Annotated in this window: 13 protein-coding genes; 4 read left to right on the top strand and 9 right to left on the bottom strand. The window is 72.7% G+C overall.

Translation table 11 applies throughout. The features are described from left to right. Positions 1-81: 81 nt before the first annotated feature. The 5 genes from ACWD0F_RS40175 to ACWD0F_RS40155 all read right to left on the bottom strand — a co-directional run bounded on the left by ACWD0F_RS40175 (position 82) and on the right by ACWD0F_RS40155 (position 5,765). Positions 82-1,377 (bottom strand): DUF1996 domain-containing protein, encoded by a 1,296-nt coding sequence (locus tag ACWD0F_RS40175; RefSeq protein WP_449886168.1) that lies wholly within the window; start codon positions 1,375-1,377, stop codon positions 82-84. 98 nt (positions 1,378-1,475) lie between these two features. Continuing rightward, a complete protein-coding gene (locus tag ACWD0F_RS40170) occupies positions 1,476-2,522 on the bottom strand; it encodes a LacI family DNA-binding transcriptional regulator (protein ID WP_449886165.1) in 1,047 nt (348 codons plus the stop codon). 96 nt (positions 2,523-2,618) lie between these two features. Beyond that, a complete protein-coding gene (locus ACWD0F_RS40165) occupies positions 2,619-3,509 on the bottom strand; it encodes a carbohydrate ABC transporter permease (RefSeq protein ID WP_449886162.1) in 891 nt (296 codons plus the stop codon). 1 nt (position 3,510) lies between these two features. Then, complete coding sequence (locus tag ACWD0F_RS40160) at positions 3,511-4,422, bottom strand: carbohydrate ABC transporter permease (protein WP_449886159.1); 912 nt, start codon at positions 4,420-4,422, stop codon at positions 3,511-3,513. After that, positions 4,419-5,765, bottom strand: a complete 1,347-nt coding sequence (locus ACWD0F_RS40155; protein WP_449886156.1) for an extracellular solute-binding protein — start codon at positions 5,763-5,765, stop codon at positions 4,419-4,421. Before ACWD0F_RS40155 ends, ACWD0F_RS40160 begins: the two co-directional genes overlap by 4 nt. 342 nt (positions 5,766-6,107) lie before the next feature. Between ACWD0F_RS40155 and ACWD0F_RS40150 the strand changes: the two genes are divergently transcribed. Together ACWD0F_RS40150 and ACWD0F_RS40145 are read left to right on the top strand one after the other, a co-directional pair. Then, entirely contained in the window at positions 6,108-8,564 is a 2,457-nt protein-coding gene (locus ACWD0F_RS40150) for a glycoside hydrolase family 3 N-terminal domain-containing protein (RefSeq protein ID WP_449886154.1), read from the top strand. After that, on the top strand, positions 8,548-9,570 hold the full coding sequence (locus tag ACWD0F_RS40145) for a LacI family DNA-binding transcriptional regulator (RefSeq protein ID WP_449886151.1): 1,023 nt from the start codon (positions 8,548-8,550) through the stop codon (positions 9,568-9,570). The genes ACWD0F_RS40150 and ACWD0F_RS40145 overlap by 17 nt, the downstream gene beginning before the upstream one ends. On the opposite strand, the gene ACWD0F_RS40140 is transcribed toward ACWD0F_RS40145, so the two are convergent. The 3 genes from ACWD0F_RS40140 to ACWD0F_RS40130 all read right to left on the bottom strand — a co-directional run bounded on the left by ACWD0F_RS40140 (position 9,567) and on the right by ACWD0F_RS40130 (position 13,922). Then, complete coding sequence (locus ACWD0F_RS40140) at positions 9,567-12,377, bottom strand: hypothetical protein (RefSeq protein ID WP_449886148.1); 2,811 nt, start codon at positions 12,375-12,377, stop codon at positions 9,567-9,569. The genes ACWD0F_RS40145 and ACWD0F_RS40140 overlap by 4 nt on opposite strands. 3 nt (positions 12,378-12,380) lie before the next feature. Continuing rightward, positions 12,381-12,905, bottom strand: coding sequence for a hypothetical protein (locus tag ACWD0F_RS40135; protein WP_449886145.1), 525 nt, complete (start codon positions 12,903-12,905; stop codon positions 12,381-12,383). 378 nt (positions 12,906-13,283) lie between these two features. Further along, positions 13,284-13,922, bottom strand: coding sequence for a GNAT family N-acetyltransferase (locus ACWD0F_RS40130; RefSeq protein WP_449886142.1), 639 nt, complete (start codon positions 13,920-13,922; stop codon positions 13,284-13,286). A gap of 136 nt (positions 13,923-14,058) precedes the next feature. Here ACWD0F_RS40130 and ACWD0F_RS40125 point away from each other — a divergent pair, with 136 nt between their 5' ends. After that, on the top strand, positions 14,059-15,768 hold the full coding sequence (locus ACWD0F_RS40125; RefSeq protein ID WP_449886139.1) for a protein kinase domain-containing protein: 1,710 nt from the start codon (positions 14,059-14,061) through the stop codon (positions 15,766-15,768). A 122-nt stretch (positions 15,769-15,890) separates the two neighbouring features. After that, entirely contained in the window at positions 15,891-16,910 is a 1,020-nt protein-coding gene (locus tag ACWD0F_RS40120; RefSeq protein WP_449886136.1) for a coiled-coil domain-containing protein, read from the top strand. Here the strand turns inward: ACWD0F_RS40120 and ACWD0F_RS40115 are convergent. Then, a complete protein-coding gene (locus ACWD0F_RS40115) occupies positions 16,907-17,821 on the bottom strand; it encodes a pirin family protein (RefSeq protein WP_449886134.1) in 915 nt (304 codons plus the stop codon). The genes ACWD0F_RS40120 and ACWD0F_RS40115 overlap by 4 nt on opposite strands. Positions 17,822-17,856 lie beyond the last annotated feature (35 nt).

The following is a 17,856-nucleotide window of genomic DNA, read 5'->3' as shown; positions in this document are numbered from 1 at the left end:
CATCGCCCGGGGCGGCGACCGGTCGTACCGGGCGGACATGGACGAACCTGGCCCGGCACCGGGCCAGGTTCCGCTCCGCCCTCACATCAGGTTGTAGTTGGCGTCGAGCGCGGCGCCCCGGTGTGGTTTGTACTGGTCGTATCCGCGCCCGTCGCACTGCAGCCCGCCGCTGACGCAGTGCCGCACCAGCGCCTGCAGGATGGCCGGCGCCCAGGCGTTGAAGAAGTCGTAGTGCCAGGAGTAGCCCCGCCCGCTGGACAGCCGGGCCTGCGACAGATCGCCGTCCGCCGGGAACGCGATCTTGAATTCCAGCATCGGCACGGGCACCGGATGCGTGGCCGCGCAGAGACCGTCCACCGGATAGGCCATGTGCCGCTTGTGGTCGGAACTGTCCAGGTTGACGCCGTCCCAGCAGCTCGGGGCCTGGAAGCGCACGTTCACCTGGGTGCCGGCGGGGCAGGTGCCCGGCAGGTCGTAGTTGTGGGCGCTGTCGCCGCACTCGAACCCCTCGACCGCTCCTGGCGCGTCCCGGAACTCCGCGAGGCTCTGATTCGGGCTGCCGACCACGAACCTCAGCCCCTGCGGGAACGTCCTGACGGTGGTGTAGTCCCGTACGCCCGACTTGTAGTAGACCACCTGCGGCCCGGTCGGCTGGATGAGCTGGTCGCCCTTGTAGAAGCTGGGGAACCAGTAGGCCGACCGGTCATGCGGGTTGGTGCACGAGGTCCCGCCGGCCAGGAGGGAGGCGAGCGTGCTGTGCGCGTTCGTGGTGGTGTTGCCGATGAAGGTGTGCATGTGCGACGCCCCGGGCAGCCCCGGCACGACGATGGGGTCGTCGGGCCGGTTCGCGGTGACCGCGCAGTTGGCCTGGAACTCGCGGTGGGTGACGTAGTCGGCGCCGGTCGCCTCGCCGTGGACCTGCAGCTCCCAGAGCGAGTAGCCGTATGGGGTGGCGCGCTGGGTGCCGGTCAGCCGGACGTAGCGGCCGGCGCCCGACACCGTCAGCGTCTGCGTGCCGCCGGTGCCGGCGGCCGTGGAGTAGAGGGTGCTCCAGCTCGTGCCGTTGCCGGAGACCTGGAGGGTGAAGGATCGGGCGTAGGCGGCCTCCCAGCGCAGGACCACGCGGGCGAGCGCCGCCTGGACGCCGAGGTCGACCTGGAGCCACTGCGGATCGCTGAACGCGCTGGACCAGCGCGTCGCCGGATCGCCGTCGACCGCGGCGCCCGCCGTGCTCGCGCCGCCCTCCGTGGAGGAGGCCGTGGCGGTCTTGCCCTGGGACAGGAGCGTGTCGGCCGCCGACGCGGGCGCGGCGACCGCGACCAGGAACGCCGCCAGCATCGCGGCGACGGCGCACAACCGTGACGGGGATGAACGCATGGCATCTCCTCTACATCGGAACGGCTGGCAGTTCGGAGAGCGCTCTCCCAATGGAAGGCCCACCGCTCACGGATGTCAATACCGGAAAGTGCGGGGCGTCAGGCGGAGTCTCGGACGACCAGGGAGGGCTCGAAGATCTTCGACGTGGGCGGCTGCCCGGGATCGTCGAGGTGGGCGAGGAGCAGCCGCCCCATCTCGGCCGCCATGTCCTCCACCGGGTGCCGCACTGTCGTGAGCGGTGGCACGCACGCCACGGCCACGCTGCTGTCGTCGAACCCCACGACCGCCACCTCGTCCGGCACCCGCCGCCCATGCCGGCGCAGCGCCGCCAGCGCCCCCTGGGCCATCACGTCGTTGGCCGCGAACACCCCGTCGAGGTCGGCGTGCTCGGCCAGCAGCCGCTCCATCGCCGACTCCCCGCTGGCCGGCGTGAAGTTGCCCTCGGCGACCGGAACGCAGGGATGGCCGTGCACCGCCATCGCCTCCTGGAACCCGGCCAGCCGATCCTGGGCGGCCGGCACGTCCAGCGGCCCCGCGATCGTCGCCACCCGCCGGCATCCCCTGGCCACCAGACGGTCGGCCGCCAGCCGCGCGCCCGCGCGATGGCCCAGGTCCACGTAGCTGATCGGCAGCGGTCTGGCGGGCCGGGCGAACAGCACGGCCGGCAACCGCGCCTCCACCAGCAGGTGCGGCAGCGGATCCGCGCCGTGCGTGGACACCAGGAGCGCCCCGTCGGCGTTGCCCTGCCGGAGGTAGGCGATGACCTGACGCCGGGTCTCCTCCGTCTCGGCGAACATGAGGATCGGATGGATGCCGAGCGGCCGCAGGAAGCCCACCACGCCGCCGGCCACCCGGCCGAAGAACGGATCGGCGAAGACCTGGCTCGGAAACGGGTTCTCCGCCGGCTCGCCGCCGGCCCCCGACACCACCAGGGCGATGGCGCCCGCCCGCCTGGTCACGAGCGAGCGCGCCGCCTGGTTGGGCACGTAGCCGGTCTCGGCGATCGAGCGCCGCACCACCTCCTGGATCGCGGGATCGACGTTGCGGATGCCGTTGATCACGCGGGAGACGGTCGCGCGGGAGACGCCTGCCGCCCTGGCCACGTCCTCGAGGGTGGGCGGGCTGGGCGTCCGGCCTTCACTCATGCCGTCTTTATAGCACGACCCTCGGAGAGCGCTCTCCCGCCGCCGCACCTGCCGGAGGAAGGCCGGTGCGGCGGCTTTGCCGGCGACTGACGGGGGTCACTTGCCGAAGCCGGCCGTCAAGCCGCTGAGGAGCTGCCGCCTGCCCACCACGTACATGATGAGGATGGGCAGCGTGGTGAGGACCACGGAGGCGAGCACGGCCGGCACGTTCACGCTGTACTGCCCCTGAAACGACCACAGCGCCAGCGGCAGCGTGCGCTTGTCCGGGCTCTGGGTGAGGATCAGCGGCAGCAGGAAGTTGTTCCAGACCTGCAGCGAGTTGTAGACCAGCACCGTCACCACGGCCGGCCGGGTCAGCGGCAGCGCCAGCCGCCACATCGTGCCCCACTCGGTGGCGCCGTCCAGCCGCATCGACTCGAACAGCTCCTTGGGCACGTCGCGGATGAAGTTCGACAACACCAGCACCGACAGCGGGATGGCGAACGCGATCGACGGCAGGATCATCCCCAGCAGGGAGTCGTACAGGTGCAGCCGGATGATGATCAGATAGATCGGGATCACGGTCGCCTGCAGCGGGATCGCCAGCCCCATGAGGAACAACGAGTTCGTCCAGCGCAGGAACCGGCCCCGGCCGCCGCGCACGATGGCGTAGGCGGCCATGAAGGAGACCACGACCGCCGGGACCACCGCGCCGAGGGTGACGATGAGGCTGTTGAGGAAGTACAGCGCGAAGTCCGACTCGATGACCAGCCGGTAGTTGGCCAGGGTCGGCTCGCCCGGCGGCGTGAACGGGTTGCTCGCGTAGTAGGCGCTCTGCGCCTTGAAGCTGGTGATGACGATCCAGTAGATCGGCACCATCACCACGATCAGCCAGAGCCAGCCCGCCGAGCCGCCCAGCCAGTTGCGGTGGCGGGCGACCGTGCTCTCGCGGTGCCGGGGCCCGTGCGCGGTCGTGCGCCGCGGTTCCTTCGTCAGCGTGGCCGCCATGTCAGGCCCCTTCCAACTGGCTCGCCGAGGCGTCGCGCCCGCCGAGCCGGCGCAGTACGAGCGCCAGCACCAGGCCCACGAGGACGAGGATGACCGCGATCGCGCTGGCCGGGCCCATGAGGTTGGCCTGGAATCCGCGCTTGTACATGTCGAGGGCGAGCACGCGGGTGGCGTCGCCGGGGCCGCCCGCCGTCAGCACGAAGATCAGGTCGAAGAAGGTCAGCGAGCCGACGACCATGAGCGTGGAGGAGGTGATGATCGTGTACTTGAGCTGCGGCAGCGTGATGCTGAAGAACTTGCGGACCCGGCCCGCGCCGTCCAGCTCGGCGGCCTCGTACATCGAGCGCGGGATCTGCCGGACGCCGCCCTGGTAGATCAGCGAGTGGAACGGGATGAACTGCCACGACACCACGAAGATCACCACGCCGAAGGCCAGCACCGGATCACCGAGCCAGTCCTGCACCAGCAGCGGCACCCCGAGCCCCGCGCCGAGCCCGAAGTTCGGGTCGAGCAGCGCCTTGTAGGTGATCGCGATGGCGGCCGAGCTGAGCAGCAGCGGGATGAAGTACAACACCGACAACACCGCGCGGTAACGCTGCGAGCCGGCCAGGAACACCCCCAGCAGGATGCTCGCCGGCGTCTGAACGGCCCACGACAGGGCCATGACCAGGAACGTCACCCACAACGCGTGCGGCAGCCCGGGATCGGCGAGGATGGCGCGCCAGCTGTCCAGACCGGAGAACCTGATGTCCCCGAGCCCGTCCCAGGAGCTGAAACTCAGCGCGAGAACCCCGAACAGCGGGATCACGCCGAAGCCGATGAAGAACAGCAGCGCCGGCAGCGCCAGCCAGGCGAGGCCGCCGCCGCGGCCGGTGCGGGTACCGGTCGCGGCGGGGGTGGCGGCCGTGCTCACTTTCCGATGACCGCGTTCATGTTGGTGGCGAATTCCTTCGGCGAGATGGAGAGCTGGAACAACTTGGAGATGTTGTCCAGCAGCACCTCGGCGGCGGTCGGGCTGAGCGCCTGGTCCCAGGACTGGGCGAAGGTCTTGGCGTTGGAGGCGATGCCGTAGACGAACTTCAGGAACTCGGCGTCCTTGGAGCCGGCGAACGCGCTGTCGGCGCCCTTGACGATCGGCACCGCGCCCGTCCCGACCCACTCCTTCACCGCCGTGTCGCCCATCAGCTCGGTGGCGAAGAACTTCTTGGCGATCTCCTTCTCCTCGGGGGTCGCCTTGGAGGAGATCGACAGGTACTGGCCGGGGTTGCCGACCGTGTTGCCGGGGTCGCCCGTGCCGCCGTCGATCGGCGGGAAGTTCATGTAGCCGAGGTTGCCGCCGGAGACGAAGTCGCCGCCGTCGGTGGACATGCTGCCGTACGTCCAGCCGCCGTGCAGCATCATCGCGGCCTTGCCGGTGTAGAGCAGGGCCTGGTCGGCGTTGGAGTCGGCGGTGATCGAGGAGAAGCCCTTGATGAACCCGCCCGCCTTGATCAGCTCCTGCATCTTGCCCAGGGCGTCGATGGCGATCGGGTTGTTCCAGGCGTCCTTCTCGGCGTCGAACACGGCCTGGAAGACCTCGGGGCCGCCGAGGCGGTCGAAGAGGAACTCCAGCCACATCATGTTGGTCCAGCGCGACTGCCCGCCGAGCGAGAACGGCGCGATGCCCTTGGCGTTGAACTTGGGCACCAGGTCCATGATGTCGCCCCAGGTCTGGGGCGGCTGGGCGCCGATCTTCTCGAAGGAGCGCTTGTCGTAGTACAGCACGATCGGCTGCATCGTCTCGCAGGGCGTCGCGTAGATCTTGCCGTCCACGGTGGCGGCGCCGAAGGAGGACGGGAAGAGCCGGTCCTTGACGGCGGCGTTCTGGTCGAACCAGGAGGTGAGGTCCTCCACCTGGCCCGCCTGGACGTAGCTGCGCAGCGTGCCGCCGCCCCAGCCCCAGATGAGGGTGGGCGCCTGGCCGGCGCCGATCGCCGTCTTGATCTTCGTCTTGAACGCGTCGTTCTGGAAGGTCGTCCCCTTGATCGTGCTGTTGGGGTTGGCCTTGTTGAACCGCTCGATGGTTCGGGTGCGCACGCCTTCCTGCGGCTGCGTCGACAGGTACCAGTAGGTAGCGCTGGAGCCGCCACCACTGCTGGCGCCGCCGCCGCCGGGTCTGGTCGGTCCCGAGCTGCCACAGGCGGCCAGGGCGGCTCCCAGGGGCAGGCCCATGGAGAGGCTGAGGAAGGTGCGGCGAGAGGTGTTCCTGGACTCCACGCTGATCTCCGTACTCGAACGCCGTGGGGGGTGGGCCGCGGCTCGTTGATCATCGGATGCGGTGGCCGGCGGTCGTGGATCCGGCGGGTGCCGATGCCACTCGTCGCCTCCTCCTGAGTCAGATCTTCGAAACATTTTCGACATGACCGCGGGGCTCGCCAATCTAGGTTTCGGTTATTGAGGTGTCAAGACCCGTGGCTCGCCAAGGCTTGGTGAGGTACGCTCGCGCTCGCTGCCCAGCAGGCCGTTCCGTGCAAGGAGGTTCTACGCAGAGGTCCCCCCACGTCGTCGAAATATTTCGAAACATTGCGACAGAACCTCACCTCTTAAGGAGAGCAGCAGATGACGGCCCTAGATCGCACTCCTCCGTCCGGCCGGGCCGTGCGCCCGTGGCAGGATCCGGCGCTGCCGGTGGCCGACCGGGTCGAAGCCCTCCTCGGAGAGCTGACGCTGGAGGAGAAGGTCGGACAGCTCGGCAGCCGGTGGATCGGCAACGACATGCAGGACCCCGATCCCGAGCCCGACGCCGAGACGTTCAACGTGGCGCCGATGCAGGACGTCTTCGCCGCCTCCGGGACGATCGTGCTGGAAGAGGCGGCCCGGCACGGGCTCGGCCATCTGACCCGCGTGCACGGCAGCGCCCCCGTGACCCCGGCCGAGGGCGCCACGGAGGTGACCCGGCTGCAGCGCGTGGTCGTCGCGGCCTCCCGGCTCGGCATCCCGGCGATCGTGCACGAGGAGTGCCTCACCGGCTTCACCGCCTACGGAGCCACCGTCTACCCGGCGGCGATCGCCTGGGCGGCGACGTTCGATCCCGGCCTGGTCGAGCGGATGGCCGCCGCGATCGGCCGCGACATGCGCGCCGTGGGCGTGCACCAGGGCCTGTCGCCGGTGCTGGACGTGGTCCGCGACTACCGGTGGGGCCGGGTCGAGGAGACGATGGGCGAGGACCCGTACGTCGTCTCGGTGCTCGGCGCCGCCTACGTCCGCGGCCTGGAGAGCGCCGGGATCATCGCCACCCTCAAGCACTTCGCCGGCTACTCCGCGTCGCGGGCGGCCCGCAACCACGGCCCGGTGCCGATGGGCCGCCGCGAGCTGATGGACATGATCCTGCCCTCCTTCGAGACGGCCATCGCGCTCGGCGGCGCCCGCTCGGTGATGAACTCCTACTCCGACGTGGACGGCCTGCCCGCCGCGGCCGACTCCTGGCTGCTCACCGAGGTGCTGCGGGAGGCATGGGGATTCACCGGCACCGTCGTGTCCGACTACTGGTCCGTGCCGTTCCTGGCCACGATGCACGAGGTGGCCGCCGACACCGGCGAGGCCGGCGTGCTGGCGCTGACCGCCGGCATCGACGTCGAGCTGCCCGACACCCTCGGTTACGGCCAGCAGCTCACCGAGCGGGTACGGCGCGGCGAACTGCCGGAGTCGCTGGTGGACCGGGCGGCGCGCCGCGTGCTCACCCAGAAGGCGCAACTCGGCCTGCTCGACGCCGGCTGGACGCCCGAGGTGCCCGACGCCGACGCGGTGGACCTCGACTCGCCGGGCAACCGGGCCCTGGCCAGAGAGCTGGCCGAGCGGTCGATCATCCTGCTGGACGCCGGTGACGTCCTGCCGCTCGGCCCTGGCCTGAGCTCCGTCGCCGTCGTCGGGCCCGCCGCCGACGACCCGCGCACGTTCATGGGCTGCTACGCCTTCCCCAACCACGTGCTGCCCCGCCACCCCGGGCTCGGGCTCGGCGTCGAGGCGCCCACCGTCCTCGACGCGCTCAAGGCGGAGCTGCCACAGGCCCGCGTCAGCCACGAGCGCGGCTGCGACGTGCGCGGCGATGACCGCTCCGGCTTCGCCGCCGCGGTGGCCGCGGCCCGCGAGGCGGACCTGTGCGTGGCCGTCGTGGGCGACCTGGCCGGCCTGTTCGGGCAGGGCACCTCGGGGGAGGGCTGCGACGCCGAGGACCTGCGGCTGCCCGGCGTGCAGGCCGACCTGCTGGCCGAGCTCGCCGCCACCGGCACGCCCGTCGTCGTGGTGGTCGTCTCCGGCCGCCCGTACGCGCTGGGCGAGGTGCGCGCCGGGGCCGCCGCGCTCGTCCAGGCGTTCATGCCCGGAGAGGAGGGCGGCGCGGCCATCGCGGGCGTGCTGTCCGGCCGGGTCCAGCCCGCGGGCCGGCTGCCCGTGCAGATCCCCCGGTCGCCGGGCGGGCAGCCGGGCACGTACCTGCAGCCGCCGCTCGGCTCCAACAGCCACGGCATCAGCAGCGTCGACCCGACGCCGCTGTACCCGTTCGGGTACGGCGCCTCCTACACCACCTTCGACGTCGGCCACCTGCGGATCAGCGACGCCGAGGTGCCCACCGACGGCGAGTTCACCGTGACGGTCCGGGTCGGCAACACCGGCGGCCGGGCCGGCGAGGAGGTCGTCCAGCTCTACCTGAGAGACGTCCTCGCGCAGGTCACCCGGCCGGTGCGGCAGCTCGCCGGCTTCGCCCGGGTGCGGCTGGAGCCGGGCGAGAGCGCGGACGTGCGCTTCCACGTGCACGCCGACCGCACCGCCTTCACCGGCCGCGACCTGCTCCGGATCGTCGAGCCGGGCGAGATCGAGGTGTACGCGGGCACGTCGGCGGCCGACCTGCCGTGCCGGGGCAGCGTCCGCCTCACCGGCCCGCTGCGCGTGGCCGGCGCCGACCGGCGGCTCGTCACACCCGTGGAGGTCGGCCCGGCGGCCCCCGAGACCGGGCCTGGGACCGGCTCCGGGACCCGTCATGAGGCCGGCCAAGGTAGTGACGATGCCGGCCGTTCCTAGGCGCGCCACGCTCGCCACGGTCGCCGCCTCGGCGGGCGTGTCGGTCGCGACCGTGTCCAAGGTGCTCAACGGCCGCAGCGACGTCGCGCCCGCCACCCGGTCCCTGGTGGAGTCGCTGCTGCGCCAGCACGACTACGTCGCGCCGTCGCCGCGCCGGGGGGAGGAAACCGTGGAGGTGCAGTTCGACGCGGACCTCAACGCGTACTCGCTGGAGATCATCCAGGGCGCGGTGGCGGCCGGGGCCGAGGCGGGCGTAGGGGTGGTCGTCAGCATCAGCAGAGACACCCGCCGCGCCACGACGTGGGCCCGCGACCTGGTCGCGGCCGGTCGGCGCGCGCTGATCGCGGTCACCGGCGAGCTCACCTCCGGGCAGCTCGCCGCGCTGTCACGGGCCCGCCTGCCGGTCGTCCTCATCGACCCCCTGAACCTGCCGCGCACCCGCATGACCAGCATCGGATCGACGAACTTCACCGGCGGCCTGGCCGCCACCCAGCACCTGCTCTCGCTCGGCCACCGGCGCATCGCCTACATCGGCGGCCCCGCCACCGCGTCCTGCAACCAGGCGCGGCTGCACGGCTACCGCGCCGCCATGGAGGCGGAAGGGGCTCCGGTGCCTCCCGGCTACGTGCAGGCGCGGCACTTCCGCTACCACGAGGGCGTCGTCGGCGGCGCCGCCGTGCTCGACCTGCCGCGGGCCCCGACGGCGATCTTCGCGGGATGCGACGAGATCGGCCTCGGCATCATGGAGGCCGCCAGGGCGCGCGGCCTGCGCATTCCCGAGGACCTCAGCATCGTGGGCTTCGACGACACCCACATCGCCCGGATGGCCTCGCCGCCGCTGACCACCGTCCGGCAGCCGCTGCGGGAGATGGGCGGGGTCGCCCTGCGGACGGCGCTGCGCCTGGCGGCCGGCGAGAAGATCGACTCCCATCATGTCGAGCTCGCCACCGAGCTGATCGTCCGGGGTTCGACCGCCCCCGCCCGCTCGCCGAACCCCCGGCCCTAGCCGCCGGCGACGGCGGGCAGACAGGCCGGGCAGTCGCCGGTGACCTTCTCGCCCCACGCCTGCAGGTGGCGCAACGCCCGCTCCTCCGTGGCGGCGGCCCTGCGGGCGGCGCTCTCGTCGCCGTTCTCCATGGAGGCGGCCAGCAGCTCGAACGCGTCCACCTCCGCCTGCGCGAACGCCAGCCAGTCGGCGTGGGCGGCCCGGGTCTGGGCGCTGACCGGCCGGTACGCCTTCGAGTCGGCGAGCAGCATGCGCATGGGGGCCAGGACCTCCTCGCGCATCCGCGCGGCGTCCGGGTCGGCGTCGATCTCGGCCTTGACCGTACGTAGGGCGCCGAGCCTGCCGATGTAGCGGCCCGAGAGGTTCTCGATGTAGTGCGCGGCCTCCAGCCGGGCGGTCACGTCGGGCAGGGGCGGGACGGCTTCGACGGCGCCCACCAGCGGAACGCGGGCGATGACCACGGCGCCGCAGACGGCCACGCCGAGGACCGCGGCCGCCACCCACGACCGGCGTCGCGACCGCCCCTCAGATGCCCGCTCGGATGCCTGCCCGGATGCCCGCTCAGATCTTTGCTCGGAGGCCCGCTCCAGGCCCTGACCCGTGCGGCGGCGCCAGGGGAGCAGGGTCGCCGGGGCGGCGAGCACCATGAACACGAAACCGAGGAGCAGCAGGCGGGGCACGGCGCCGGCCGCGAACGTGGCGGCGGCAGGGCCACCGGTGACGGCGTTCGCCACGAGGCATCCGGCGCCGGCCACGAGCCCCGCCGGCGGGCCCGCGACCAGGCCGAGACCCGCCCCGCGCCGTGGCGAGAGCACCGCGAGCACGAGCGCCGCCACCACGACGGCCGCCCCTGCCACCCAGACGAACGTGTAGAAGCGCTGGAGCTGCTCAGGGACGGAGCTCGGCGGGCCCGCGAGCAGACCGAACACGAGCGCGACGGCGCTGCCGGCCAGCCCGGCCGACACGGCCGTCCACCCTGACACGACACCACCGTCCCGCGCGGATCGACCCGGGCCGGTCCGCGTGAACCCGGCCGTGCCGGGTCGTCCCGGCACCGGCCACGGTTGTGGCTCGCCGGAGGCGATCAGCCAGCCGGGGGTGGTGGCGGGACGCCGGGAGGCTAGAAGCGTCCAGGCGGCGACGGCGGAGAGAGCGAGGGCGATGACGAGGACGGGCCCGTCCCACGGCATGTTGACCAGCCCCAGCCGGGCCACCTCCCAGCCGCCCTGGCTCAGCGTGAGGTCCAGCATCGCGCCCAGCCACAGGACCGCGGCGAACAGCGCCCAGTTGACGGCGAGCGCGATCATCCAGGAGGCCCGCCGGGTCAGCGCGGGCGCGGCATCGGCCCAGAGCTCCCCGAGCCCCGCCGCCAGCACCGTCGCCCCCAGCCCGGCCCATCCCACGACCAGGACCGAGGGGGAGGGGTCGGTGCCGGTCTCGGCCAGCGAGGCGAACTGCCCGGCGACCAGCCCCACCGCCACCCCGAACGCCGGCGCCCCCACCCGCGCACCCCCTCCAGCCCGCCTCCCGCCCGAGCTCCCGGTTCCGCCCGAGCTCCCGGTCCCGGCCGGGGTGCCGGTTCCGCTTGGGGTCTGGGACGCGCGCTGGAGGAGGGACGCGCGCCACAGCCCGAGCCCCGCCGAGCCGCCGAGCAGCAGCCCGAAGAGCACGGCAGTGACCGCGTGGGCGAGCTCGCCACGCTCCGACAAGAGCCCCGCCAGCCCGCTCACCAGGAACGGCAGCGTGAGCGCGGCGAAGAACGCGCCCCCGAAGCCGTCCAGGAAGGTGACCCCGCCGGCCAGCTCGGGCCGCTCCAGCACGGCCAGGCGACGATCGGGCGTGGGATGGAAGGCCAGGGGCCGCCGGTACCACGGCATCTCCTGGACCCGCGCCCGGCCGAGGACCGCCGCGAACGATTCCGGCCCGCTGGCCCGCAGGTCGTTCGTCGCGAATGTCGCTGGTCCGCTGGCCCGCAGGTCGGCGTCATGCTCACGCGAGCGCAGCAACGCCCTCGACACCAGCAGGGCGATCACCGCGAGCAGGGCCACCCGCCAGAGGTAGGAGGGCAGCCCAGCGGGGTCACCTGACCACGCGATGACCACGACCGGCAGGATGAGCAGCGGCGCCAGGACGTACTCCACGGATCGGGCCAGCCACGCCAGCGTGACGTCACGGTGGGCGATGTGCGCGAGCTCGTGCCGGACGAACGGGTCGAACAGCTCCCCGCTTCGCCACCGCACGGCCACGGCCTGTGGCAGCACGATCCGGTAACGTCCCGGCCGGCCGTAGCTGAAGCCGTCCCGCAGCGTGGCCGGCCCCAGGAGGACTGCGGGGCAGCGCGCCAGCCCCGCCTGCGCCGCGAGCTCGGCGACCCGCCCGGCCGCCTGCGGCAGGAGCGGGGCGAGCGGGCGCAGCCGGCGCCTGCGCTCGATGACGGAGGGCGTCACGGCCAGCACGGCCAGCCCGGCCACGCCCGCGACGCCGGTGCCGGTCAGCGCGAAGACCGTCCTGCGCCGCTCGTACGTCGTCCGGCACCGCCGCGCCAGGAGCTCCTGGGCCAAGACCGGCATGAGCGTGTTCGCGGGCCCGGGCGAGACCCGCGTCAGCGTCTCCATCTCGGCCGGCGTCAGGCGGGCGACCTGCTGCCGCGCCTCGCCCTCACAACCGGCCGCGAGGGCGAGCCAGTCTCTGTGGATCGTGTCGTGCACCCAGCCGCCGACGAAGGCGCCCGCGCTGAGCAGCCCGGCCAGCAGCAGCACGAAGCGCGAGGTCGTCGGCGACGGATACGCCAGCGCGTCCGGCCTCACGGTTCACCGCGTCACGAGCCCGCCCACCACGGCGTCGGCGAGGACGTTCGCCCGGCCCTCGTCCAGCCGGACACCCCGCGCCGCCCGGAAGGCGATCTCGCGCACCCGTTCGAGCTGCTCCGCGGTCAGCGGCTCCGGCGCCCCCTCGACCTGCGCCGGCTCCTCGGATGCGGAAGGGCCGGGGCGGCCGGAGCGGCGGAAGCGCCGGCGCACCGCGCCGACCACGTGCCCCGCGTACTCCTCGGCCACCGCCTCGGCCATGGTCGTCAGCAGGAACTGCACCACCGGAACCGCCACGACCAGCGCGTACGGCGTCATCATCGCCAGATCGAGCCCGAACCCCACCGGCTCGTCCCGCCCCTGGGCGGCCCGCAGCGCCCCCGGATCGCGAAAGAACTCCGCCGCGTTCTCCTTGAACAGCACCAGCTCCTCCGGCGCCGCCCGCTCCAGCACGAGCTCTGCCAGTTCGGCCACCAGCGCGTCGCGGGCGCCGGGCGGGAGCCGCGCCGCGGCAGCCTCGTCGGTCACCAGGGTTCCCCCTTCACAGCCGATAGCCCCATAGGAAATCACGCGGGCCCGGCGCTGTCACCCCAGGGCGGCGGCGGCCGGTGGCGGACACGTTCCGGCTCGAATGATTCGGCAATGGCGGAGCGGCGAAAAGGTCACCGGCCGATGATCGGAGAATGGCCGCCGGGATTGTCGTTCCTGACGGGCTTCGGGACCGGATATGCGTTCTCGACCGGAAAAGGAACGCCCCGACGGCGGCCCGACAGGCGAAGACCGTTTGCCGGGATCCGCACGGGCCTGCGGCTCAAGGCACGCTCAGGCGCTGGAGGGCCAGGGGCTGGCACCACCTCAACCCGGCCTGACGCGCGGCGCCTCCCTCGGGCCGTTCAGGGAGGGCCCTCACTTCTCGGCGACGCCGAACGCCGTCCACCCCTGGTCGGGAAAGCCGGCCGCCTCGGCCACGGCCGCCGACGCCGTGTTCGTGACGGCGTGCAGATACGTCGGCACCGCCCCTTCGTCCAGCACCCGCCGGGCGGCCTGCGCGACCAGCCGCCGGGCGAGACCCCGTCCCCGCGCCTCCCTGGCGGTCACCACCGACAACTCGTGCCCGTACGCGTCGTGCCGCTTGATCCCGACCCCGGCCAGGTGCTCCCCGGTCCCGGGATCGAGTGCCACCAGGACCTCGCCGCCGAACATCCGCAGCCAGTCGGGCACCTCCGGAGCGGTCGCGGGCAGCCACCGCCCGGCGTCCTCCAGCGGCGCGGGCCGGGTGGTCCAGCGGTAGACGACATCGAACCAGCCGCGTTCGCCGTACCCGACCAGCGAGGGCACCTCGCCCAGTGTGCGGGCGGCGGCCACGCGGGTCACGTGCTCCGGCGGCACCGACAGGACCGAGCCGTCCGGCGTGCCGACCCCGAGCGCGGGGTGGATGTGGCCGTCCCAGCCGGGCGTGGTGCGCCGGTCGGAGCCCGTGACATGGAGTCTCTCCCTCGGCGGCCAGGCTCCGAGCCACGCGCGCAGATGATCGGTGAGCGACACGGAACTACTATAGGAAGTAGTAAAAATACCGATTGCGGCAGGGTGGTGGTTACTCGCGAGGAGGGGGTCGACACGGCGTGTGACGCCGGGTTAGCGTCCTGACATAAGGATCTTTATCCGGTCAGGAGGATTAACCATGGGGGTTCCCGGCTACACGGAGATCCGGGAACTCGGACACGGCGGGACAGGCCGGGTCATGCTGGCCGTTCGCGACTCCGACGGGCTGGCCGTCGCCATCAAGCACTTATCCGAGCGGCTGCGCGCGGACAAGGAGTTCGTGACGAGGTTCCGGGCGGAGGCACGCGTCCTTCGGGAGATCGACAGCCCGCACATCGCCCGCCTGCTGAAATATACCGAAGCGGGCGGCGACGCCGTCATCGTCATGGAGCTCGTCGACGGCGTCACCCTGCGGCGGCTGCTGGAGCACGAGGGCCCGACGGGCCCCGAGGCCGCGCTCGTGCTGCTGAAGGGCGCGCTGCTGGGGCTGGCCGAGGCCCATCGGCACGAGGTCGTGCACCGCGACTTCAAACCCGAGAACGTCATCGTCACCCAGGACGGTGACAGCAAGCTCGTCGACTTCGGCGTGGCGGCGCACTCCGGCGAGACCGGCGCCCTGGCCGGCACCCCCGCCTACATGGCGCCCGAGCAGTGGGACGACGCGCCGGCCGGTCCGGCCTCCGACGTGTACGCGGCGACGCTGGTGTTCTTCGAGTGCCTGACCGGTCACCGCGCCTTCCGCAGCGAGAACATGGCCGCCCTCGCCTACCAGCACCAGCACACACCGCCGCCGCTGACGGACGTCGAGGAAGCCCTGCGGCCGCTGGTCGAGCACGGCCTGGCCAAGGACCCCGCCGAGCGGCCCGCGTCGGCCGAGGCGTTCCTGGCCGAGCTGGAGGCGGCGGCGCTCGCCGCGTACGGCGACGAGTGGGAGCTGCGGGGACGGACCGGGCTCGGCATCCTGACCGTGCCGCTGGCCGCGCTGCTGCCCGAGCCGCAACCGGCTGCCGAGGGCGGCGCCACGAGCCTGTTCCAGAACGCGATCACGCCCGTGGCCAAGCTCGCGGTGACGGGCGGGCTGGTGCTGGCGACCACGGCGGCGGTGGCGTCGGCGTTCGTGATCTGGCACGACACGCCCGAGCCGGAGAGCGGTACGGCGCTGCCGCCCGCCTCCTCCGCCCCGCCGTTCACCGGCTCGCCCACCTCGCCGACGTCCGTCCTGCCCACCCCGGACGCGTCCGTCACAGGCACGCCGTCCGTCACGCACGCCGGCCAGCCGAGCGCGCTCCCGTCCACTCCGCCCACGCTCGGGCAGTATCCGACCTGGGGCGGACCGGCCACGGCACCGCCCAGGAGCACGCGCGTGCCGGCCCCCGGCCAGGCGACGCGGGCGCCGGCCCGGTCCGACCGGCCGCAGCCGAGCACCCGCCCGGCCACCAGCGCGCCCCCGGATCGCGACCAGCAGGCCGCCGACCAGCCCGCCGGCAAGCCGCCCGCCACCAAGGCGGCCGCCACCAAGGCGCCCGCCGCCGAGCCGCCCGCCACCGAGCCGCCGGCCACGCGGGCCCCCGACCCCACCACGCCGGCGGCGAAGGCCAAGGAGCCGCTCCTGTCGGTCTCGGTGAAGGTGTCGCTCGGCGTGCCGCTGCTCGGCGGGGACGGTGACGGCCTGCTGGACGCCGACATCGACCTGGGCCTGGGCTCCAGCCTGCTGGGCCTGGTGGTGGTGCCGGGCTCGATGTTGCTCGGCCGGCACCTGGTGGTCCGCCGGGTACGGCGGCCACGCGACCCGGCGACGTGGCTCGACGCGGAGTCCCCGGACGATCCCGGCAAGCCGGGAGAACGCTGAAAAGTCGTAAGTTGCGTGCCGGGACGTGGGATCCTCTACTATCGGCCTCGAATAGAGGGCGTCCCCCGGCCGGATTTACTGCTGACCGGAACCCGCCCTGCGGCTCGGGGTAAGGGAGAAGAGTGGCGGTTCCGTCCTCCACCGACCGGCTGCGGGGCACAGCCCGCACGTTCGCCCTGAGCGTCTGGCCCGCCCTCGCCGCGCTGCTCCTCGTGGCAGGAACGGCGACGACGGCGCAGGCCGCGCAGGCGCCCAAGCCCACGGTCAAGCAGTTGAGGAAGGACCTGGCCGAGCTCCAGAAGGACTCGGACAAGCTCATCACCGACTACTACAACAGCAGAATCGCCCAGCAGAAGGCGGAAAAAGCCGAAAAATCGGCACGGGAGAAGCTGGCCGCCGCCCAGCAGGTCTACGACCGCGAGTCCACCGAGCTCCGAGCCATCGCCCTCGCCGAGTACACCGGCGGCCAGCCCGACCAGATCCTCCTCCTCACCGGCAACGCCGACCCGCCGGCCGTCATCCGCAGGCTGGCGCTCACCCAGCACCTCATCGATCTCCAGGACGCCCGGCTGCGCGGCTACGCCAAGGTCAGGAACGACCACCAGCGGGCCAAGGACGAGGCGACCGCCCGCGCGAAAGAGCTCGCGGGCACGATCGACGACCAGGAGAAGCGCAAGAAGAAGGCCGAGAAGCAGATCGAGAAGATCAAGGACAAGATCGATCTGCTGTTCAGCGCGCCGGGGGTGCGGCGCTCGGACGGGACGTGGGTGCCGCAGCTCCCGCAGGGCGCCGACAACATCACGCCCCGGATGGCGCTGGTCAGGCAGCTCATCAAGGAGCGGTTCGGGGTGCCGTACGGGATCGGGTGCTACCGGGCGATCCAGGACGGTGGCGAGCATCCGCTCGGCCGGGCCTGCGACTTCATGCTGAGCCGGGGCGGCACGATGCCGGCAGGCTCGGAGGTGGGGCGCGGCGACGAGATCGCCGCCTGGGCGATCAAGAACGCCAAGCGGCTGGGCATCATGTACATCATCTACCGGCAGCGCATCTGGCACGCCAGGACGGGCGGCTGGCGCACCATGACGGACCGGGGCGGCACGACGGCCAACCACTACGACCATCCGCACATCTCGGTCTACTAGCGCACCCGGCCGCGCGGCTTCAGCCGGGTGGTCGGCAGGACGGGCGCGGGGAGCGGCGCCCCGTCGAACCCCTCGACGGCGCCGAACCCCGAGCCCTCCATCCAGTCCGTCCTGAACGCGGCGATCTCGTCGTGGGAGCGGCCCACGAAGTTCCACCACATGACGATCTCCTCGGCGAACGGCTCGCCGCCGATCAGCAGCACCCGTCCGCGCCCCGACAACCGCAGTCCGTCCGCGCCCGGCGGCAGGTAGACCAGCGGCCCCGGCTCCACCTCCGCGACCGCGCCGTCGAGGAGCAGCAGCCCGTGCTCGAACGCGGGATCGAGCGGCACCTCGCCCGCGCCGTCCACGGTGATCTCGGCGCCCACGAGCGGGGTGTAGGCGGTGGCGGGCGAGGTCACCCCGCCGAGCGTCCCCATGACGACCCGCGCCTCGAAGCCGGGCTCCGCCAGCACGGGCAGCGACGGGTGGTGCTCGAAGGCGGGGGCGGTGTGCCGGTGCTCGCCGGGCAGCGCCACCCAGAGCTGCACCCCGTGGAGCACCGTCTCCGGCGACTCCTCGGAGTGCGCGATGCCGCGACCGGCGGTCATCAGGTTGAGCTGCCCCGGGCGTACCTGCCGCAGGGTGCCCAGGCTGTCGCGGTGCAGCACCTCGCCAGCGAGCAGCCAGCTCACCGTCTGCAGGCCGGTGTGCGGATGCGGCGGCACCCGCATGGCCGACCGCTGCGGCCCGTAGGCGTCCACGAAGCACCAGGCGCCGATCATGCGCCGCTGCCGGCCCGGCAGCGTCCTGCTCACCGTCATCGCGCGCGGCCCGCCCAGCGGGACCTCGCGTCCTGCCAGCACTTCACGCTCCGCGCCGGCGTCGGCGCCGCAGCGTAGCTCCCGCGGATCCAGCTCCAGGTTGCTCACGCCACGACTGTACGGCTTCGCCGGGCGCGGCCGCC

It is taken from the genome of Nonomuraea sp. NPDC002799 (genome assembly GCF_053592075.1).
This window is presented reverse-complemented; position numbering and strand designations above follow the sequence as displayed.

What these genes read in the sequence shown, in the direction of transcription:
- ACWD0F_RS40175 (WP_449886168.1), bottom strand. Translation starts at nt 1,377, where the DNA reads ATGCGTTCATCCCCGTCACGGTTGTGCGCCGTCGCCGCGATGCTGGCG.
- ACWD0F_RS40170 (WP_449886165.1), bottom strand. Translation starts at nt 2,522, where the DNA reads ATGAGTGAAGGCCGGACGCCCAGCCCGCCCACCCTCGAGGACGTGGCC.
- ACWD0F_RS40165 (WP_449886162.1), bottom strand. Translation starts at nt 3,509, where the DNA reads ATGGCGGCCACGCTGACGAAGGAACCGCGGCGCACGACCGCGCACGGG.
- ACWD0F_RS40150 (WP_449886154.1), top strand. Translation starts at nt 6,108, where the DNA reads ATGACGGCCCTAGATCGCACTCCTCCGTCCGGCCGGGCCGTGCGCCCG.
- ACWD0F_RS40145 (WP_449886151.1), top strand. Translation starts at nt 8,548, where the DNA reads ATGCCGGCCGTTCCTAGGCGCGCCACGCTCGCCACGGTCGCCGCCTCG.
- ACWD0F_RS40125 (WP_449886139.1), top strand. Translation starts at nt 14,059, where the DNA reads ATGGGGGTTCCCGGCTACACGGAGATCCGGGAACTCGGACACGGCGGG.